Annotated in this window: 13 protein-coding genes and 1 pseudogene; 4 read left to right on the top strand and 10 right to left on the bottom strand. The window is 60.7% G+C overall.

All coding sequences use genetic code 11. The features are described from left to right. Positions 1-78: 78 nt before the first annotated feature. On the top strand, positions 79-1134 hold the full coding sequence (locus tag VGN46_RS02735) for a LacI family DNA-binding transcriptional regulator (RefSeq protein ID WP_331640364.1): 1056 nt from the start codon (positions 79-81) through the stop codon (positions 1132-1134). Positions 1135-1162: 28 nt separating this feature from the next. Here VGN46_RS02735 and VGN46_RS02740 read toward each other — a convergent pair whose 3' ends face one another. Both VGN46_RS02740 and VGN46_RS02745 read right to left on the bottom strand, forming a co-directional pair. Beyond that, positions 1163-1390, bottom strand: coding sequence for a DUF3820 family protein (locus VGN46_RS02740; RefSeq protein WP_331640409.1), 228 nt, complete (start codon positions 1388-1390; stop codon positions 1163-1165). Further along, on the bottom strand, positions 1387-2967 hold the full coding sequence (locus VGN46_RS02745) for a Gfo/Idh/MocA family protein (RefSeq protein WP_331640366.1): 1581 nt from the start codon (positions 2965-2967) through the stop codon (positions 1387-1389). Before VGN46_RS02745 ends, VGN46_RS02740 begins: the two co-directional genes overlap by 4 nt. 290 nt (positions 2968-3257) lie before the next feature. On the opposite strand from VGN46_RS02745, the gene VGN46_RS02750 reads away from it, so the two are divergent. Then, a complete protein-coding gene (locus VGN46_RS02750; RefSeq protein WP_331640368.1) occupies positions 3258-4076 on the top strand; it encodes an alpha/beta hydrolase in 819 nt (272 codons plus the stop codon). 30 nt (positions 4077-4106) lie between these two features. Here the strand turns inward: VGN46_RS02750 and VGN46_RS20315 are convergent. The 4 genes and pseudogenes from VGN46_RS20315 to VGN46_RS02775 all read right to left on the bottom strand — a co-directional run bounded on the left by VGN46_RS20315 (position 4107) and on the right by VGN46_RS02775 (position 10187). Further along, positions 4107-5659: pseudogene (locus VGN46_RS20315) on the bottom strand (serine hydrolase domain-containing protein). A gap of 133 nt (positions 5660-5792) precedes the next feature. Beyond that, on the bottom strand, positions 5793-6227 hold the full coding sequence (locus tag VGN46_RS02765) for a DUF3617 domain-containing protein (RefSeq protein WP_331640370.1): 435 nt from the start codon (positions 6225-6227) through the stop codon (positions 5793-5795). A gap of 74 nt (positions 6228-6301) precedes the next feature. Beyond that, a complete protein-coding gene (locus VGN46_RS02770) occupies positions 6302-8338 on the bottom strand; it encodes an alkaline phosphatase family protein (protein WP_331640372.1) in 2037 nt (678 codons plus the stop codon). Between the two features lie 205 nt (positions 8339-8543). After that, complete coding sequence (locus VGN46_RS02775) at positions 8544-10187, bottom strand: multicopper oxidase family protein (protein ID WP_331640374.1); 1644 nt, start codon at positions 10185-10187, stop codon at positions 8544-8546. Positions 10188-10284: 97 nt separating this feature from the next. Here VGN46_RS02775 and VGN46_RS02780 point away from each other — a divergent pair, with 97 nt between their 5' ends. Further along, complete coding sequence (locus VGN46_RS02780; RefSeq protein ID WP_331640376.1) at positions 10285-11391, top strand: hypothetical protein; 1107 nt, start codon at positions 10285-10287, stop codon at positions 11389-11391. Here VGN46_RS02780 and VGN46_RS02785 read toward each other — a convergent pair. The 3 genes from VGN46_RS02785 to VGN46_RS02795 form a co-directional block, all read right to left on the bottom strand. Beyond that, positions 11354-12574 carry a M48 family metalloprotease gene (locus VGN46_RS02785; protein ID WP_331640378.1) on the bottom strand — a complete coding sequence of 407 codons (1221 nt, stop codon included), beginning with the start codon at positions 12572-12574 and terminating at the stop codon, positions 11354-11356. The genes VGN46_RS02780 and VGN46_RS02785 overlap by 38 nt on opposite strands. A gap of 173 nt (positions 12575-12747) precedes the next feature. Further along, entirely contained in the window at positions 12748-13167 is a 420-nt protein-coding gene (locus tag VGN46_RS02790) for a hypothetical protein (RefSeq protein ID WP_331640380.1), read from the bottom strand. 980 nt (positions 13168-14147) lie between these two features. Further along, a complete protein-coding gene (locus tag VGN46_RS02795) occupies positions 14148-14432 on the bottom strand; it encodes a hypothetical protein (RefSeq protein WP_331640382.1) in 285 nt (94 codons plus the stop codon). Between the two features lie 183 nt (positions 14433-14615). On the opposite strand from VGN46_RS02795, the gene VGN46_RS02800 reads away from it, so the two are divergent. Continuing rightward, positions 14616-16109: a recombinase family protein gene (locus VGN46_RS02800; RefSeq protein ID WP_331640413.1), complete on the top strand. Its 1494-nt coding sequence runs from the start codon at positions 14616-14618 to the stop codon at positions 16107-16109. Positions 16110-16483: 374 nt separating this feature from the next. On the opposite strand, the gene VGN46_RS02805 is transcribed toward VGN46_RS02800, so the two are convergent. Then, the gene (locus VGN46_RS02805) at positions 16484-16744 is read right to left on the bottom strand and encodes a hypothetical protein (RefSeq protein ID WP_331640384.1); all 261 of its coding nucleotides are present in this window, start codon (positions 16742-16744) and stop codon (positions 16484-16486) included. Positions 16745-18590: the final 1846 nt, after the last annotated feature.

Below are 18590 nucleotides of genomic sequence, written 5' to 3' on the forward strand. Positions count from 1 at the left end.
AACAGATGGATAAACGCCTACGCAACGATTTCATGTAATCCATTACATTGCGCTGCACAAAAGAGGGAGATGGATCGCGTGAGTTCGGAGGGTGGAAAGCGCAAGAAGAAAGGCGTTCCGCCGAATGCTGCGGCGCAGCCTGTACGCGTGCGCACGGTCAAGGAGATCGCCGCGATCGCGAATGTATCGGTCGCGACCGTATCGCGCGCACTGCAGCGTCCCGAGATCGTTAGCGAAGAAACGCGCCGACGCATCCACGAGGTGGTGAAGCGCCTGGGCTATACGCCGAACGCGCTGGCCCGCAACCTCCGCACCGCGCGCACGCGGCTGATCGTCGCCCTCGTGCCCGACATCTCCAATCCGTTCTTCTCGGAAGTGATCCGTGGCATCGAGCAGGTGGCCTACGAGACCGGCTATTCGGTCCTGCTGGGCGAAACGCAGAGCGACCTGGTCCGCGAGCAGGCGTATGCCGACATGGTCGCTGCACGCCAGGCGGACGGCATTGTCACCATGTTCCATCGCATACCGAACATTCCCTTCGAAGGCCGGCTGCCGGTCGTGAACGCCTGCGAATACGTCAAGGACAGCGCGATCTCGAGCGTCTACATCGACAACGTCGCCGCGGCCACCAACGCCGTGAATTACCTTGTGACCCTGGGCCACCGTGAGATCGCCTTCATCGCCGGCCCTGCATCGAGCCCGATCTGCGTGGATCGCGAGCAGGGCTACCATCTCGCGCTCGAGCGCGCCGGGCTCACGTTCAATCCAGCGCTGACCGCCGTGGGCGACTTCTCGATCGAGGCGGGGGAACGCGCCATCGAGCTGTTCCTTTCGCAGGGCCATCCGTTTAGCGCTGTGTTCTGTTCCAACGACGAGATGGCCATCGGTGCGATGCGTGCGTTGATCTCGCGTGGGCTACGCGTGCCGGAAGACGTCTCCATCGTCGGCTTCGACGATATCCGCTTCTCGCGCTATACCTCGCCGTCGCTGACTACCGTGGCGCAGCCAAAGAACGCGTTGGGGCGCGAAGCCATGACCATGCTGATCGAGTTGCTCAACGACCCCGAGGTGCCGCCGCGGAAGCGGGTGTTGTCGGCGGAACTGGTCGTGCGCGGGTCGACAGGGCCGCGATAGGGCGCCGCGCAGCCTGGCCCGCCGCATGTCAGCGGGCGGGGAAGCGTCCCGTACGCAGCGGATCGAGCAAGCCCTTCAAGCCGTTGTGGTCGAGCTCGAGTGCCAGGGTGAGCAACGTGCCTAGCTGGCCCTGCGGAAACCCCTTACGGGCGTACCAGGCCAGATAGGCACCGGGGAGGTCGGCAATGAGCCTCCCCTTGTATTTCCCGTAAGGCATGGCGACGGTCACCAGGCTCTTGAGGTCTTCGGGTTTCAGAGGGTCCAGCCTGCTCGGTAATCGCGGCGCAGGAACTGGTTGGCCGACGGAATGTTGGTGACCTGCATGTTCTGCGCATCGTACTCGATGCGGTGGCCCGCACGCAGGGCGACGATGCCGAGCAGCATCACCTCCGTCAGCTGCGCCGCATACTCGAACGGCGAGCTGGTCTTCCCCTTGCCCTTACAGGCATCGACCCAGTTCATTTCGTGCGAGGTCGTGATGCGCGTGTACTTCTGTGGCGGTGTACCCACCGACTCCTGCAAGGACTGCGGCAGCAGGCGCGGATTATCGCCGTAGGTTTCATGCACAAGCTTGCCCTTGGAACCCACGTAGAGCGTGCCACCGTCGTGCATCTGGCCAGCACCCAGTGCCTCCAGATCGGGCGGCAGCAGGTTGCCGTCGTACCAGGTGAGCCGCACCGGCGGCTTGTCGCCACGGGCCGGGAAGTCGTAGTACGTCATCGTGCCCGTGGGGTACGAGGCGTTGTTGAACGGCGTCGAGACCGTTTCCACGGAGGTCGGGAAACCAAGGTCCAGCGACCAGAACGGCGAATCGATGAGGTGCGCACCCATGTCGCCGAGGGCGCCCATGCCCCAGTCGACCCAGCCGCGCCAGTTGAACGGGTGATAGAGCGGGTGGTAGTCGATTTCCGGGCCCGGGCCGAGGAAGAGGTCCCATTCCAGCCCCTGCGGCTTCGGATAGTTACCGGCCATGGCGTTGGCGAGGCGCGCGTTCACGGCATCCATGTCCCAGCTGGTGGCGGACGGCGCGGGCACGGTTTGCGGGCGTGGAACACCCTGCGGCCAGTAGCCCAGCGGGCGGTTCGTCCATGCGTGCACCTCGCGCACCTCGCCGATGGCGCCGGCATCGATGTATTCGTGGATCAGGCGGGTGTCGTCGGTCGAATGGCCCTGGTTGCCCATCTGTGTCGCGAGTTTCGGGTTTTCCCGCGCCTTTCGCGCCATTTCGCGGGCTTCGAAGACCGACCACGTCAGCGGCTTCTGCACGTACACGTGCTTGCCAAGCGCCATCGCCGCGCTGGCGATCGTTGCGTGCAGGTGATCCGGCGTGGCGATGACCACGGCGTCGATGTCCTTCCGTTCCTCGAGCATCCGGCGGAAATCGGTGTAACGCTTGATCGAGTCGTACTTCTTCGCAAGCTGCTTCGTCAGCGCGATCTGCTGCTGGATCTCGAGGCGCTTCTTCGCGGTCGTGGCCTTGTCCAGGCGCGCCTGCGCGTTCGCCACGCCATCGAACATCTTGTGGAAGTTTCGGTCGGTGTAGCCCCAATCCACGTCGCACAGGGCGACGATGTTCTCGCTGGCCAGGGCGCGGATGTTGTTGCCGCCCATGCCGCCGACGCCAACGCCGGCGATGTTCAGGCGATCGCTGGGGGCCGTATGGCCCACCCCGCCCAGCACATGGCGGGGCACGATCAACAAGCCGGTGGCGGCGATGGCCGAGCCGGTGAGGAAGTTGCGGCGGGAGAGTTTGATATTCCCCAGCGTGTCGCTGGGTGCCTCCCCAGTGGCGGCGGCTTGCTTCTCGTTATCGAGCTTCGATGTGTCCGACATATGCGCTGCGATCTCCGTGTGGCTAGCAGGAAGCGGTCGGGACGAAGCCCGAGCCCAGGAAGGCAGCTAGGGTTCATATCGCATATCGCCCGGAGATTCAATCGATCCAATTGCAGGGGTGTGATGGCATCGACCGCGCGTCGCGCGGTGTTCCATGTGCGGATATGGACCCCTAAGCGTCAGAAACGAATGGGATAGTTACGACAAGACGGCGAGGGAAAGCGCTGGCACCATGCTCAATGCCGGGCAGGGCAACATCACTTCAATCCATGTCTGATAGGAGTACCGCGATGCCTACGATCACCACACCGGACGGCGTACAGATCTTCTACAAGGACTGGGGATCCGGTCAGCCGATCGTCTTCAGCCATGGCTGGCCCCTGTCGGCGGACGACTGGGATGCCCAGATGATGTTCTTCCTTCACCGCGGCTACCGGGTGATCGCCCATGACCGGCGCGGGCACGGTCGGTCCGAGCAGGTCGCCACGGGCAACGACATGGATCATTGGGTCGCCGACCTCGCTGCACTGACCGAACACCTCGGTCTCCGCGACGCCATCCACATCGGGCACTCCACCGGCGGCGGCGAGGTGGCGCGCTACGTGGCTCGGCACCAGGACCGGGTCGCCAAGGCAGTGCTGGTGGCCTCGTTGACGCCGAACATGTTGAAAACCGACGCGAATCCTGGCGGTCACCCGCAGGAATGGTTCGACGAGGTCAGGGCAGGCATGCTCGGCAACCGGTCTGCGTTTTACCGGGCCGTCCCGGAGGGGCCGTTCTATGGATTCAACCGCCCGGGGGCCAAGCCGTCTGAACCGGTGATCGCCAACTGGTGGCGCCAGGGCATGGCCGGCGGCGCCCACGCCCACTACGAGACCGTCGCCTCCTGGCTGGAGGACTACACCGACGATCTGAAGAAGATCACGGTGCCGGTCCTGGTCATGCATGGCGAAGATGATCAGATCGTACCGTTCGCGAGTGCGGTACCGCGTGCGGTCGACTTGCTTGCGAAGGGATCGTTGAAGGCGTACCCGGGATTCCCGCACGGCATGCTGACCACCCATGCGGATGTCCTGAATCCCGACCTTCTTGCGTTCATCAAGGCCTGACGGGACATCCGCCGCGCGCAAAAGCGAAGATCATTCGGGTGACTGCCGCCGGTAGTAGGCGCGAGCATCGCCGCTTTCCACGCTAACAGCGCGGACCTTTCCGTGTGCATCGCGGTGAAACTCAAGCTGCATGAGGGGCATCGAATCGGAATCCGGATCGACGAAGCGCGTCGGCGACAAGGCCTTAAGCCGGTGCACGTCAGCGTCACCGGGCACGCGCAACGATGCCTCGCCGTGGGACATCATGATCTGAAACGAATCGGCATCAAAGTCATCGGCGAGCCGGCCGCGCACATCCATAGGCACGCTGTCATCCAGGCGATAGGTGCCCTGGTAGTCCGCATAGGAGACATCCGCAGGATCGAGTGCGACAGCATGTAGCACTGGATCGACACCCTGACCGATCATATCGGACAACGCATGCCGGATTTCCAGACGAAGACGCGCACCGTTCGGGCTGTTGGTAAGGATCACGAAGCCGTCGCCTGTCTGCAGATAACCCTCCATCCAGGCGCGGTAGTTGTCGTTGGAGCCACTGTGGAAGAAGACCCGCCCGTCACCCGATCCCATGAGTTCCGGTCCCAGTCCCTGGGGGCTGGGCGAGACGGCGCTCATCATTTGTGTGGCAAGGGTGCGCGAGAGAAACCCGTTATGCCCCTGATAACTTTCGATCAGCATGGCGACCATGCCACCGAGCTCGTTCGCGTTCGTCCACAGCCCCGATGCGGCTTGCTCGGGAAACGTCTGCCAGCCGCGAGGCAACGCGATGAGCTTGCCTTGCTCATCGTGGGCTTTAGCGATATTGCCCCGCGCGGCGGACAATGGACTCTCAAACGTGCTGCGCTGCATGTGCAGTGGATCGAGCAGCCAGGTGCGAGCTGCCGTGGCAAATCGGTGTGGGTCACATCTTCGAGTAGCTGCTGCTCCACCTCGATGCCCCCGCCGGAGTAAGCGTAGCGCGAGCCTGGCGGATGGATGAGCCGAACGGCATGGTGTTTCGCCGGTGGCAGGCCATCCAGCGTCTGCAGCAAGGTCGGCACGTGCTCCTGAGGCAGGAAATCAGGAAAGCCGCCCACGTTGAACCCGGAGGTATGCGACATCAGCATGCGCAAGGTGACGTCGGGATGGGGCGTGTCCTTGGTGGCCGGAACATGCCAGCTCGTCAGGTAAGTATCGATGTTGCGGTCAAGGTCCAACTTGCCTGCCTGCACCATGCGCAAGATCATCACGGCCGTCGCTACCTTGCTGATCTAGCCAGCTGAAAACAGCGTATCGCCATCCACTTTGTCACTCGTGCCAGCTTCCTTGAGCCCGTACCCTTTCACCTGCCAGACCTTGCCATGACGCAGCACCGCGACGGCCACGCCGGGTACGTGGTAATACGCCATGCGGTCACGCAGCGACCAGTGAGGCACGGGTTGGCCTGCGTCCGCGATAGCGGGGCGCAGATGGTTTTCCCAGGAAGAGCTGTCGGTAGCTACCCCAGCAGCCGAAGCGAGTGGAACCGAGAAAGCAACGAATGCGAGGGTCGCCAGTTGAGAGACAAAGCGAGGTGTCTGGTGCGGCACTAACTTGATCAACATGCGGCAACTCTCCAGTCCGTCGAGGTTTGGCCAGGTCGGCAAACGATGGTGGATCGCGTACCGGTTTGACTATAGCTTTCCGATGCCCCGGCGTGCAGCAGGACGTCCTGGAGGCGTCGTGGCCGCGGCCGCGTTAATCTTGCGGACTGGTGCAGGCAGCGTAACGGGCGCCTTCCACCTGCGTCACCTCGCCGTGGCCTTCGACCGTGACGCTGCCTGTGTAGTGCTTGGCGCTGTCGAAATCCACATGTGCCGAAGCCACCGCTCCCCCCTTGCAGGTGAGCTTCCATGCCAGCGAGGTACTTCGGCGTTGCTGGTCGGTAGCGGCGCACTCGCCCTCCGCCGGCGTCCACGCGGCGAACGTGGTCCAGGGGTCGGCACCTTCATCCACGCAATGCCAATGCACTTCCGGTGCACCTGCCTTGCCGTTGGCCACGTGCCGGACCAGGATCTTCCACAGGCCGGGCATGGCGCCGAAGTCACCGGGATCCGCGCGGACAGGTGTGGCCGCACTCATGGCAAGTGCACACGCGGCGGCAAGCGGGGGCAGCAGCAAACGCTTCATCATCATTGGACTCCTTGCAACACGAAAACCCTGCCCGCTTGCGCGGGCAGGGTCGGTATCGAGTGGACCGTGAGCGATCAGTCAGCGATCGCGGCAGTGTCGCGGACATCCTTCCGGGTGAAGTTGAACATGTCCATGAGGTTGCCGATGGCCGGCGCGTTCACCGGGACATACGGATGATCCCTGAACGACACCGGGTTAGGCAGATTGTCGCGGCTGCGGCCGGAGATCTGGTCCTTCAGGTTCCAGTTGGCCTCGACGAATTTGTCGAACGAGACATGGTCGTAGTACGTGTGCACGACCTTGCCGCCGACGGAGTACTTCGACACCACCAGCAGCGGGATGCGCGTGCCGTCGCCGAAGAAGTCGATCGGCTGGATGTAGCCAGAATCGTAGTAGCCACCACCTTCATCGAAGGTCACCATGATTACGGTGTCGTCCCATACCTTCGGGTTGGCCTTGGCCATATCGACGATCTTGCGCACATACCCTTCGAACAGGTCCAGCTTCGACGAGGCCGGGTGACCATCGAGGATGCCATCCGGCTTGGCGATGGAAACGGCCGGCAGCGTGTTGTTCTGGATGTCGTCGTACAGGTCGTTGATATCCTGGTTCTTGGCGCGCAGTTCCGGGTCGGTCATGACCTGGGTGGAATACAGGAAGGGATCGCAGATGTTGCAGAAGGTGCCTGCCTCACCGTCTTCCTTGCCGCCACCGAAGCCCTCGCCGTAGTACTTCCAGGAGACCTTGTGCTTCTCCAGCAGTAGCGCCAGGTTTTCCTGCGTGGTCGGCGGGATGGTGAACTGGTCGGGGCCCAGCGGAGCCGGCGTGCCGTCACCCATGTAGCCTGGGTTGTAGTTGTTCACCAGGTAGTAGGCCTTGGCCTTGCAGTCCGTGCCCTTGAACGTCAGGTACGGCAGCGAGCGCAGGTAGTTCTTGATCTGCTTCACGCCCGGCTGGCTTTCGTCAGCGCACTCGACGTACGAACCACCGCCGTAGCCGTCCTGCACCCACCAGTTGTTGGTACCGAACTGCGCATCCGGGTTCTCGATCTGGTTTTCCGGCGGGGTGGCCGGGTTACCGTTGGCATCGGCGTAGTAGATCAAGGTGCCGAAGCCAAGCATGATGTGGTTGGCACCCGTGCCGCCCATCACCGACTGGTGGAAGTTGTCGCTCAGCGCATACTTCTGTGCCAGCTCCTTGAAGTAAGGCGCATCGCCCTGGGCCATGTTCAGGAACTGCATGGCGGTGGAGCCTTCACCGGTGGTCTGGTCGTTAAAGTTCGCCGGCAGCGGATCGCCGTTGTTGCCCGCGCCCATGGTGGTTTCGACCCAGGGGAACAGATCGTTGCGACAACCGCTCGGGTTGGCGGCAGTGGCTGCCTTGGTGTCGCAATCGAGCTGCTGCCACATCTGGAAGAAGCGATGCACGGGGCTGTTGGCGTAGGCGTCGTAGCTGATCGACGCATGCATGTCGACCGGCGCGTTGACGAGCTTCGCCGGGAAACGGGTGTCGACTACGCCGTTGGGCAGGCCTGTGCCACCGGCAGCGAGCATGTCATAGGCGTCATCAGGCAGGGCCGGTTCAAGGGCCTGCGCCTGTGCTGCGGAAGCGAAGGGTGCCGCGGTGGGAGCGCCACCGGTGTTCATCTGCGGAAGCGTCTTGTACTTGCCGGCCTTCTTCGGCGACATGTCGAACTTGCCGGTGCTCGAGGCCATGAACTGCGTAGCAAGGTCCACGTTCGGACCCGGCGTGCCGTCGGCATTGACGATGCCCTTGGACAGCAGGTTATCCACCGACTGCCCCTTCGGCGCGGTGTAGGTGCCATAGACGTGGTCGAACGTGCGGTTTTCGCCGATCAGCAGGATCACGTGCTTGATCGGGGTGACGGTGTTGGCGCTGTTGTCCTGGCCGTGCGTCGGCTTGTGCAGCACAACGACGCCGCCGGGAAGGCCAGCCTGGTTCTTGAAGGGAGCCACGGGCACATTCTTGCGGAACTGCGCATCGTGGTCGGGCGGAGTGGTGTCCTGGGCGCTGACGATGCCGGCGAGGCCGACGGAAAGCGCACCAAGCAACAGCGGCGAAAGCCGCGTGCGGCGCAACCAAGTAACCATTTGCGAATTTCTCCCTACTGGAAGTCTTCCCCCTGATGCTTATCGACTGAGGTTGTGGATGACCCGTCGACCGCCGAGAGCATCTGCCCCGCATGTGACGAATTGTTGGCATGGTGGCGACAATGCGCGAGGGCGTGATGACGTTAACGTGTCAACGCAAGATATTGCGAACAGTCGTTACCGCCGCAAGAAAAAACCAAAGGGCTCAGACCAGTTCGTAGGGACGCATCATTTCGTTGTCTTCGTGCTCGAGGTAGTGGCAGTGCCAGACGTATTTGCCTGGCTCACCGTCGAAGCGCGTGATGATGCGGGTGACCATGCCGGGGTCGCAACGCACGGTGTCTTTCCAGCCAGCTTCGTGCGCGGCCGGTGGTATCGATGGCCCGGTGAACTTCAGTTCCTTGCGGGCATTCCATGCGAAGAGGTCGAACGGACGGCGCTCCAGTATCTGGAAGCGCACAAGGTGAAGGTGGATGGGATGCGCGTCGCCTGTCACATTGACGAACGTCCATGTTTCAACCGTGCCCTTTTTGGGCTTTTCGCTGATGGGATCGCTCCACATCTTTCCATCGAGCAGCATCGTCATCGGATTACCGCCCGAATCGTCCTGCTCGCCCAGTGCAAGCACGCGGTCCTGCACTGCGGTGGATGGCTCGATGCGTTGGACCGGACGCAACGTGGCCGGTACCACCGAGGTATCGCGGCGACCTTTGGCGCGAACGCGGAATTCGACGATGCCGTCGGCCTGGTGGCGTAGCTGCACTGACTGGCCCGCATAAGCACTGAAGTCGACGATTACCTCGGCACGTTCGGCTGGATAGAGTTCGATGTTCAGGCGATCGGTGGGCGCTGCCAGCAGTCCCTGGTCGCTGCCAATCTGCTGGAACGGCTTGCCATGCGACAGCGACAGGTTGAAGAAGCTGGTATTGGCCGCGTTGATCAACCGGAAGCGATAGCGGTGCGGCTCTACTTCAAGATACGGATACAGCTTGCCGTTGCACAGCACCGCGTCCCCGCGGCATTCGGATACCCAGGGCGCGTCGGGGTCGTCCGACACCGGGTAATAAAGCTTGCCGCTCTTGGCGAGCAGGCGGTCGTAGAGCATCAACGGAATATCGAATTCGCCCGAGGGAAGCCCCAGGGCCTGCTCGTCGTCGTCGTGTACATGGAAGCTGCCGAACAGGCCCGCATAGATGTTCAGCCGCGTGATACCCATGGCGTGATCGTGGTACCACAGGGTGGTGGCGTCCTGGTCGCCCGGGTAAAGGGCGGTCAGCGATTTGCCCGGCACGTACCAGTCTTCAGGCCAGCCGTCGTTCGGCGCGGACACGCGCGCACCGTGCACATGGGTGATGGTGCGAACCTCGGGTTTGGATTTCTCGGCGCCATGAATACCGTGATCGATAGGCAGGAAATGCCGGGTGGGCAGTTCATTGGCCCATTCCACCAGTACCGGCTCGCCACGGCGCGTCACGATCGTCGGGCCCGGCGTGGAGCCTGCGTAACCCCACTGCGGTGTCGGCGGCAGGTCCCGGTGCACCCTGGCATTGAATGCCTGCATTGGCATGCGGTAGAGCGGCAGCTGCCGGCTTCCGAATGCGACGTGGGTACGCTTGCCCGTGGGCACGGCGATCGGCGGCACCGGCAGGGCATCGGCAAACTTTGCCATGGTCACCGGGTTCACCAGCGGCACGTTCGGCGCGGCCAGGCCCGGCATGGCCATCCGCTGCTTCATCGGCATGGCCATCGGCATATCCATCGCCTGGGCGACCCGTAAGGTATCGACGAAGACGCATGCGCCGGCAAACCCGCCGGCGACGCCCAGGAAACGACGTCGAGAATTATCCATGGGGAGTTATCGTTGGTTGCCTGTTGAGCAATCCAACGTAGGTCGGGTGAATGACAAAGACATTTCAATCGAATCGGGCGCGGTAGAATGACTCCGCATGGTCAATAAAACCCTTACCGCCAGCGATGCGCTGAGTGCCGATAGCCTACGGCCGGTATCGAAGAGCCAAAAATCCTTTCATACGTTGGTGACGAGGATCAAGGAACGGCGAGCCACGCTGGCTGATTGGGAAGCGTACAGACTCGAGTTCAACCGCAAGTACAACGGCGACCTCGTGCCGCGGCGCCAGAAACTGGATGAGGTTCGATCTCAGCTCATTCAACGCCTCGACCAATCGCACGACATGAGGGAGCTCACCAGGACGGAGCGCAAGATCGTCGTGGATCTCATCTCGCACGTCGCCGAGCAGGTGCTCATGTCGGTGGATGACCCGGTCGTCGCGGAGATCCACGGACGCTACAACGCCTCACCTCGTGCGGACGAAGCGAGCATACAGGCCGAACGGGCGGCCGCGTTCCACCAGGTGCCTGCCGACGACCTTGCCGAGGACGTCGACACGAGCTCACCTGAGGAAGCCATGCGGCGTATTCAGGATGAGCTCGACCAGCAGGAGCGCCGCGAAGAACAGCAGCGCCAGGCGCGCGAGGACGCTCAAGCTGGACGCAGGAAGGTCCATGAGCGTAAGTCGGCCAGGGCGCGTGCCCATACCGAGGAGACTGAAGCCCACGTTTCGCTTCGGGAGGTTTACCGCAAGCTAGTGAGCGCGTTGCATCCCGATCGCGAGGCCGATCCGGTCGAGCGCGGGCGCAAGGCGACGCTGATGCAGCGAGTCAATCGCGCATACGCTGATCGAAGCCTGCTTGAGCTGCTGGAGATCCAGCTTGAGCTGGAGCACATTGACCAGGCAGCGATTGATAGCGTGAGTGCGGAACGCCTCAAGCGCTGGAATGCGGTTCTCAAGGAACAGCTCCGCGGGCTCGACCGGGAGTTGGCTGAAGTGGATTCGGAGTTTCAGATGCGCTGCGGACTGAAACCGACCGGGACGACCTCGCCGAAGATCATCAAGCGCGCGCTCAACGAATACCTTGCCGATGTGAGCAGGTTCATCCAGCTGTTCGAGCGGGACCTTAAGGTGTTTGACGATATCGAGCGACTTAAGCCGTGGCTTAAGGAGATGAAGGGGCATTTGCAGTCGGTTGATTGATGCTGCCGAGACCCGAAGGCGGTGCTTTTCCAGCCACGCACGATTCAGGTAGATCGCCCTCCGACGGCTCGAAGGTCTCCGCCATACGTATCCGCTCTGATGTTGACGGATGGTTGGCGCGAATCAGCCGGCCAAAGGTATCCGTATCTGGCAGGGCCAATTCATCCTTCCAGCTCCGGAACAAGGTTCCCGCCGCGCGCCGCTCACCGGACAGAGCCAGGCCAAACCGATCGGCGTCGCGCTCAATATGCCGGTTGTACGACAAGAACAGCGGAAGAATCGCCGTCCATACCAGCACGGTGCAGACGGCCAATAGCGGCAGGGATCGCGGATCACCGATCTCGTCGAATCCGAACTGATTTTTCCATCGCCTGGTTAGCGGGCGGCCGGCGAAGTGGAATGTCCCGCCGATTAGCAGGATGAGCGCCACGGAAATGGCCCAGGCTTTCCAGTTGTCGCCTTCCACGTAGTGCTTCAGTTCGTGGGCGATCGTGAAGCGTATCTGGGCTGGATCCTCGACCTTCTGCAGGTCCGATTGCAGGACGATGGCACTTGCCCCGCCTAAACCCACCACATGCGTGTCATTGCCGCCGACGACGACCTCTGGGTGCGCGACCCCGCATTGTGCGGCCAGAGACCTGATTTCCGCGGAGAGCGACGTGTCCTGCAGCGGACGCAGCCCGGAGGCGCGTACCGTCCATACAGGCTGGAGCACGAACACAGCGAGTAGCGCGGGGGCGGATACAGCGCCCAGCCAGAGCCACCAGCGATGCGGACTCCATCGCATGAGGCGATAGGGCAACCACACCAGGATGGCGACACCTAGCATAACGGGCACGAGCGATCCGAACTGCCCGGTGAGCCATTCGCTGAACGAATCAGCATCGGGTGCCGGGTACTTCGCATGCTGATAAAAATTGCCTGGGAGCTGGACCAATAGCCACACAAGGGCGAGAAGCCAGCCGTAGGCCACCAGTGAAGGATAGCTCCGCTCGCGGAACAGGCGGCGGAACCAGCCGTAGCGAGTCGAGCCCCAGCCAGTTGCCAGGACGAGAATGAAAACCGCCAGAACAGCTATACGGTTAACGACCCAGACGAGATCGATAACGTGATTCCACGTCACGGCCATGTCATCGATTCGTCCAACCGCGTCAAGCAGGTCCATCTGCACAGCTAGCATCATGTGGCCTCCGCCGTTCCCCTGGAGCCATTCTCTCTACGACACAGGACGTGGGCAACCGTGCCAAACGACATGAGCCACCGTTTCCATCCATTCAGGCCTTTGAGTGGCGCATCCGATCGCTGCGTCACAAGCTCTGCCTGCGGAACGCTCGGGTCGACAGATGCGCAGCTGTCTCAGTTCACGAGTTGACCGTATCTTTCCGCCACGCTGATGGTCGCAGTCATTCCGGCATTGAACTCCAGGAAATCGGCCTCGATCCCATCGCTGAAGATCACGCCGTAGCCTGCCATCTGCGAGACAAGTTGTAATGGCTCTCTAGCAGTCACCTGCCCGAAAACCAGCTCGACCTGTGTCGTGCGGCTTGGGAAGGGTTCGCGCACCGTGAACTGCAAATGGTCGGCATCCCATGCGAAGCCATGCTCGCGCATGGCCTGAATCGGTCCTGCAAGCGCGTGCCCTGCAACGCCGGCAGCACCGGCCAACAAACTCTGAAACCACCCAGTCGAACCCAGTCCAGTCGATACGATGATGCCGCTGGAGGAATGCGTCTCGGAGCGGCCTCCTTGCTGAATCTGATAGCGCGCGGATATCACGCTCGAAGTTGCGCCTGGAGTGGAGAGGAGCTTCCGGATTCCTGATGCCGTAGACCCGGGCTATGACTTATTCGATATCTGGATCGAGGATCCGCTCGGAGAACGCAGAACACTGCGATCTCCACGCATCTATTGCGGCCCAACACGCACTCGGACAATCAGCCCCAGAGAGAGCTTCAGACGAAACGTCAGTCTGTTCGGGCAGGCGGGAGGTTACACTTTCCGCTGCCCTGGGCTTCACCATGTCTGGTGCACCTTTAGGCCTCGTTACGGCCAGATGATTGTTTCCAACAGATTAGACGTCGACGTCAGGACTATTAGCCGGGACTGGGAGCGGGCGGCACGAACAGTCCTTACGCAACATGCTCGCCTGCTTTACCATCGTCTCCCGGCCGCGCAGCACGGGCAGCTCACGTCGGTGAGTGAGTTTGTTTCGACCAACCCGGCGATAGGTTCGCTCGGTTCAGTTCACTATGCTATCGGATCGGTGTTGAAGTTGAGCGAAAGTAAAAAGTTACGAACACTTGCCCGCAATCATTTCGAGCGAGCTTCACAGGATCGTTGGATAGGCGAGCACCAACGAGAACAGGCATTGAAGCAACTTTCGAACAAATGACGATGTCGAGAAGCACTAGGTGAGCTCAAACTTTACGTGCTAAATCAAACTTCGAAAGGCTAGGCTGTTGCGGTGAGAACGAACTGAGAGCTTCTCCATTTTCCCGCGTCGTGCGCGGCATCCCCAGACAGCTCGGTGAAAATGTGATTCGCGTCGGTTTGGTGCGCGAGATATCACGCATCTTAGAGCCCAAACTCGTCGAGCATGTAACGCTCAAGTCCGTGGGCGCTTAGGATCTTCTCAAAATCTTCGACCTTCACCGCATTATGCTGTCGAAGTGACGCAATGACGGATCCTAACTCAAAGCTTCCGGTAATCTCGGCATTGGCGGAAATGCCGCGGATCATCGACGAGACAGAAACGTTTACGAGTTGCCTTGCCGACGGCATTCCTCGTCAATTGCGTCGGAGAGCGCGAATACGGCTTCGGCATAGCCCGGCTCTGGGGTCACGCCTTCCACTCCAAGGGTCCTGACGAGGGCGCCGGACGCCTCGTTGACGGTCGGAAGGTCGAGTAATATCGCATGAGCCGCCAGAATCAATGCTCTGAATCGCACCTCTGTCAGGTCTCCGACAAGCAACGCGTCACGAAGCGCTTGGCCTTCTTCAAGCAGGGTGGCGAGGCTTGAGTGAGTGTCATGGTCTGGCATTCCTGATACTCCGCTGGACGCATTTTAATCACGATTTTAATCAGAAGCGGATCATAGATTCGAAAGTTCCATCTGGCACCCCATCGGCTTAATCTAAGGCTGACACGATAGGTGCCAAGCCATGGTGGACGGTCCATGGACGCTTGCCGATCACGTGAATATCCGGTCTTCGTCGCAGCGTATATGCGCATGTCTACAGACATGCAGCGTTACTCCCTGGAGAATCAGGCGCGGGCCATCAATTCTTACGCCGACAGCCACGGTATGAACATCGTCCGCGTTTACGAAGACGCCGGCAAAAGCGGTCTAACCATGGAGCGCCGCCCCGGGTTGAGTCGCCTCCTCCGCGATATAAACGAGGGCCACACAGTTTTTGACGCCGTACTCGTCTTGGACGTGAGTCGCTGGGGGCGATTCCAAAATACGGACGAGGCCGCATTCTACGAATTCCTGTGTTGGAAGAGCGGGGTGCGGGTGCTTTACGTTGCTGAGCTATTCGACAACGACCAAAGCCCGTTCTCGATGGTGTTCAAGGGGCTGAAAAGAGTAATGGCAGCGGAGTATTCGAGGGAGCTGTCGGCGAAAACCACGGCCGGCCAGCGACACTTAGCTGGGTTCGGCTACCGCCAGGGCGCCATCCCCGGATACGGCCTCCGCCGTTTGCTGGTTAGTGCAAACGGGGAGCCGAAAATGGAACTGCGAGAAGGGGACCGGAAAAGCCTATCAACTGACAGAGTAATCCTTATTCCAGGGCCGCCCGATGAGGTGCGGACCGTTCGTTGGATCTACGAGCAGTATGTCGCTGGGAATGATTGCACGGCAATTGCCCGGATGCTCAATGAGCGGGGTATCGTGACCCATCGCGGGAAGCCTTGGGTTTACGGAACCGTTAAGACCATTCTGGACGGGGAGAAGTACGCGGGACACGCGGTCTATTGTAGATCCAGCAAGAAACTAGCCGGACCACTGATCAGAAACCCGCAGTCCGACTGGGTCCGTTGCGATGGCGCCTACGAGGCCGTGGTCCCGCTGAAACTATCCCTGGCCGTCAGAGCTCGCAGGGAGCAGGCGAAGGTCCGCCACAACGACGAGGCGTTGCTCGACAGTGTCAGAAAGGTCTACGAAAAGCATGGGCGGCTGACTGGCAACATTCTTGATACCGAACCTCGACTCCTGAGCAGCCATGGCCTGGCTGCTAGGTTCGGTGGCCTGAACAATCTTTACAAGCATGTGGGCTATGCGCCTCCCAATCACCGTCGTTATGGCCTGGTTCGGGCGTGGGTTTCTGCGTGGCGGAGGAGCATGACGGCCTTTGCATCGGAGGTTATGAGCGAGGGAGGCTCGATAGTGGAGCGGGACGGGTGGATTCTTACAGTGGACAGGTGCTGGACGTTGTCACTGCTCATCGTCCACGCGGCCCGACCGCCAGGACACATGCAAGCCTGGTACAACCATCGCCGCCCGCCTGCAACCGATATTGTCGTGTATGCGAGAGCCGTCTTTGGCGAGCCAGGTCCCCGGGACTACTTCATCCTACCGGCCGCTCTCTTTCCCGCATGGCCCAGTGGCTTCTATGAGCGCAACGGCCCCCTCATAGAATCGTTTCGGTACTCGTCTCTCGCAGTACTCGAAGACCTGGCGCGTCAGTCGCGAAAGGAGACGCAGCTATGTGGGTGACCCGAAGTGAGCGCGAGTGGCGGAGAAAAGAAGAGGACCAGGTACTGCGAGACGCAGCTCGTAAAGCCGAGGCGCGATTCGCTGCGGTAATGACCGCCCTGACCGTCATCGGCGCCGACCCAGTTGGCGCAAGCCTGCTGGAGTCACACAACTTACATAGAGTCCCTAGGGGACGATCTGGACGAATCGCGGCAAATGGCCGGGCCGAAGGGCTGGCCATCTTGGAAGGCGTCGTCCTATCGGGCGTCATCCGCATTCTCCTGACGGATGTCGAACTGGTTCTGTGGCTCTCGCGGCACTATCCGAGAGAGCTGGCGATATTCCATGTAGCCATTGGGTCGCTCCCGACAAAAAACGCCCTCACTGAACAGGGATCATGACGCCATCGGTACATCATCACCCGCTTGATTGGATGGCGGTCCAATGCTTTGCAGTACGGCAGCGTGCGCGCTCGAAACGGCAATGGATGCCTCTCGAATAACGTCATCGAGCTGGGCCTCGTCGACCAAGGTGGAGTCGTTAAACATCTCCTCAGTGAAGATGTGTATTGAATCGCCGACGCGCAGATCAAGATTGCCCGAAAGCTGGATCAGCGCGAACGATTGCCCATTGACTCGTTTAACAACAGCGCGCATGCATTGCCTCGCTTCTGCGTTCAGCATTCAGTGATTCAACATACACCGATCCGGCTTGGATGATCAGCGAATATGCATGAACGTGCATCTACCGACATTCCTGAACAACGCGGTCGCTTCGCCTCCGTGAACGTTGCTGAATAGAAAGCCAGTCATTGGGGCCTTCGGATCACGTTGAAGACCACGATCCTCGCGTTCCATCATCGAGAGCGACGTCGGTTCGCCGTGAGGAGCTCACGCTTTGGTGCAATGTGACGAATTTGAACGCGCAAAGTTTGGCAAGCACTCGCGCGAAGAATATGGCTTCGCACAGCTACGAAAAAACCCGCTTGCTTTAACGCATATGCTGTGAAATGTTGACTATCACAGTCATCCACTGCCGTGCGCGGACTTCCGTTCGCCTTGGGACACTGGGAGGCAAACGTGGCGCATCGAGCCGACGAAAGCGATCTTAGCATCGAGCTTATGGCCGGCCGCTCGATACCGCCTGTCATGACGTCTGAGCAAACGAGTCGGTGGCTCGGGTACCCCTCCGTAACGTCGCTTATGCGTGCACGGAAGAGGGGCGACCTCCCGGTGGCGATGTTTCAGCTGCCTGGCCGAAGGGGCTGGTTCGCCGCGACGCAAGCTTTGATCGCATGGGCGAAGTTCTCGACTACACCCTATCAATTCACGCCGCCACGCGAGGAGGACTGAGATGTAGCCGGATTACCAGGGCGCGAAGAAAAAACGGCCTCGTGCTAGAACACGAAGCCGTTTAGATGGGTCGGATTATAGCTCCCCGACACCCCGATTCTCCGCGCGACCCCGATCGATAGTCAAGCCCCAGGTGAAGTCGGGGCCGGCATCGTGCGCCTTGCTCGGAGGACAATATGCCTACAAATGCGATCAAAGCCGTCGTACGGCCATCCGCCACAATCTCGCAACTGGCGAGACAGTATGTTGATCGAGTGCGACTGAACCCAAGCAGGCGCCCCGCATCAACGGGCATGGGCAACTGTTGCTATCGATACGCAAGCCAGAAGATGGGCTGCGTGCTGATGGGCGAAAGCACGCTCGAATATCGCCTCCTTCTGCTACTCGAGTACGACCGTGGCGTGATCGAGTACTACGATCAGCCAGAGCCCGTATCGGTACAGATCACCCGAAAAGACGGCCGCCTTACCCCCAGCCGCTATACAGCTGACGCTCTCGTGTTGAGAGGGGATTGTTGCATCTTGTATGAGGCGAAGTACGTAAAGGACTGTGATGCTCTATGCCGGGATCGATCCAATGACTGGACTCACGATGGCAGCCTCTATCACTTCGAGCCCGCCGAGCGCGCTGCTAAGGCTATGGGCGCGTCGCATATCGTGGTTACAGACATTGACCTGCCGGCGATTCTGGCGGAGAACCTGGAATGCCTGCTTAGCAGTCGCGATTCGCTTGACTTCAGCGGGGACAGAAAACTTAGCGCTTGTCTCGACATACTGCGCGACGTCGGGGAGAGCACTATCTCGTCCCTGCGTAGCAGGCTATCCCTGACGACTGTCGAGCCCATACTGCGCTGGATCGACGCAGGCCATATTAGTGCGGACCTGAAGGGACAAAGGTTAGTCATCCCGGAAGAATTTCGCGTGGGTTCGCGGTGCCACACCCTTAGCGTGGGTCAAGCCGGACGCGAGGTGCCTGTCGTGGCGCTTCATGATGCTCCCAGGGATAGCGGGATGCGGGAGGCATATCGTCGCCTTCAGATCCTGCGCGGTGAATTGCATGACTCTGACGTCTCAAAGCGTTCGATTCGACGGTGGCGTGTGCTCTATGAGGGCAGTGATAGAGACATTCTGTCCCTGGTCCCAGTCGTCCA

It is taken from the genome of Luteibacter sp. (assembly GCF_036500425.1).
Lineage (GTDB): Bacteria > Pseudomonadota > Gammaproteobacteria > Xanthomonadales > Rhodanobacteraceae > Luteibacter.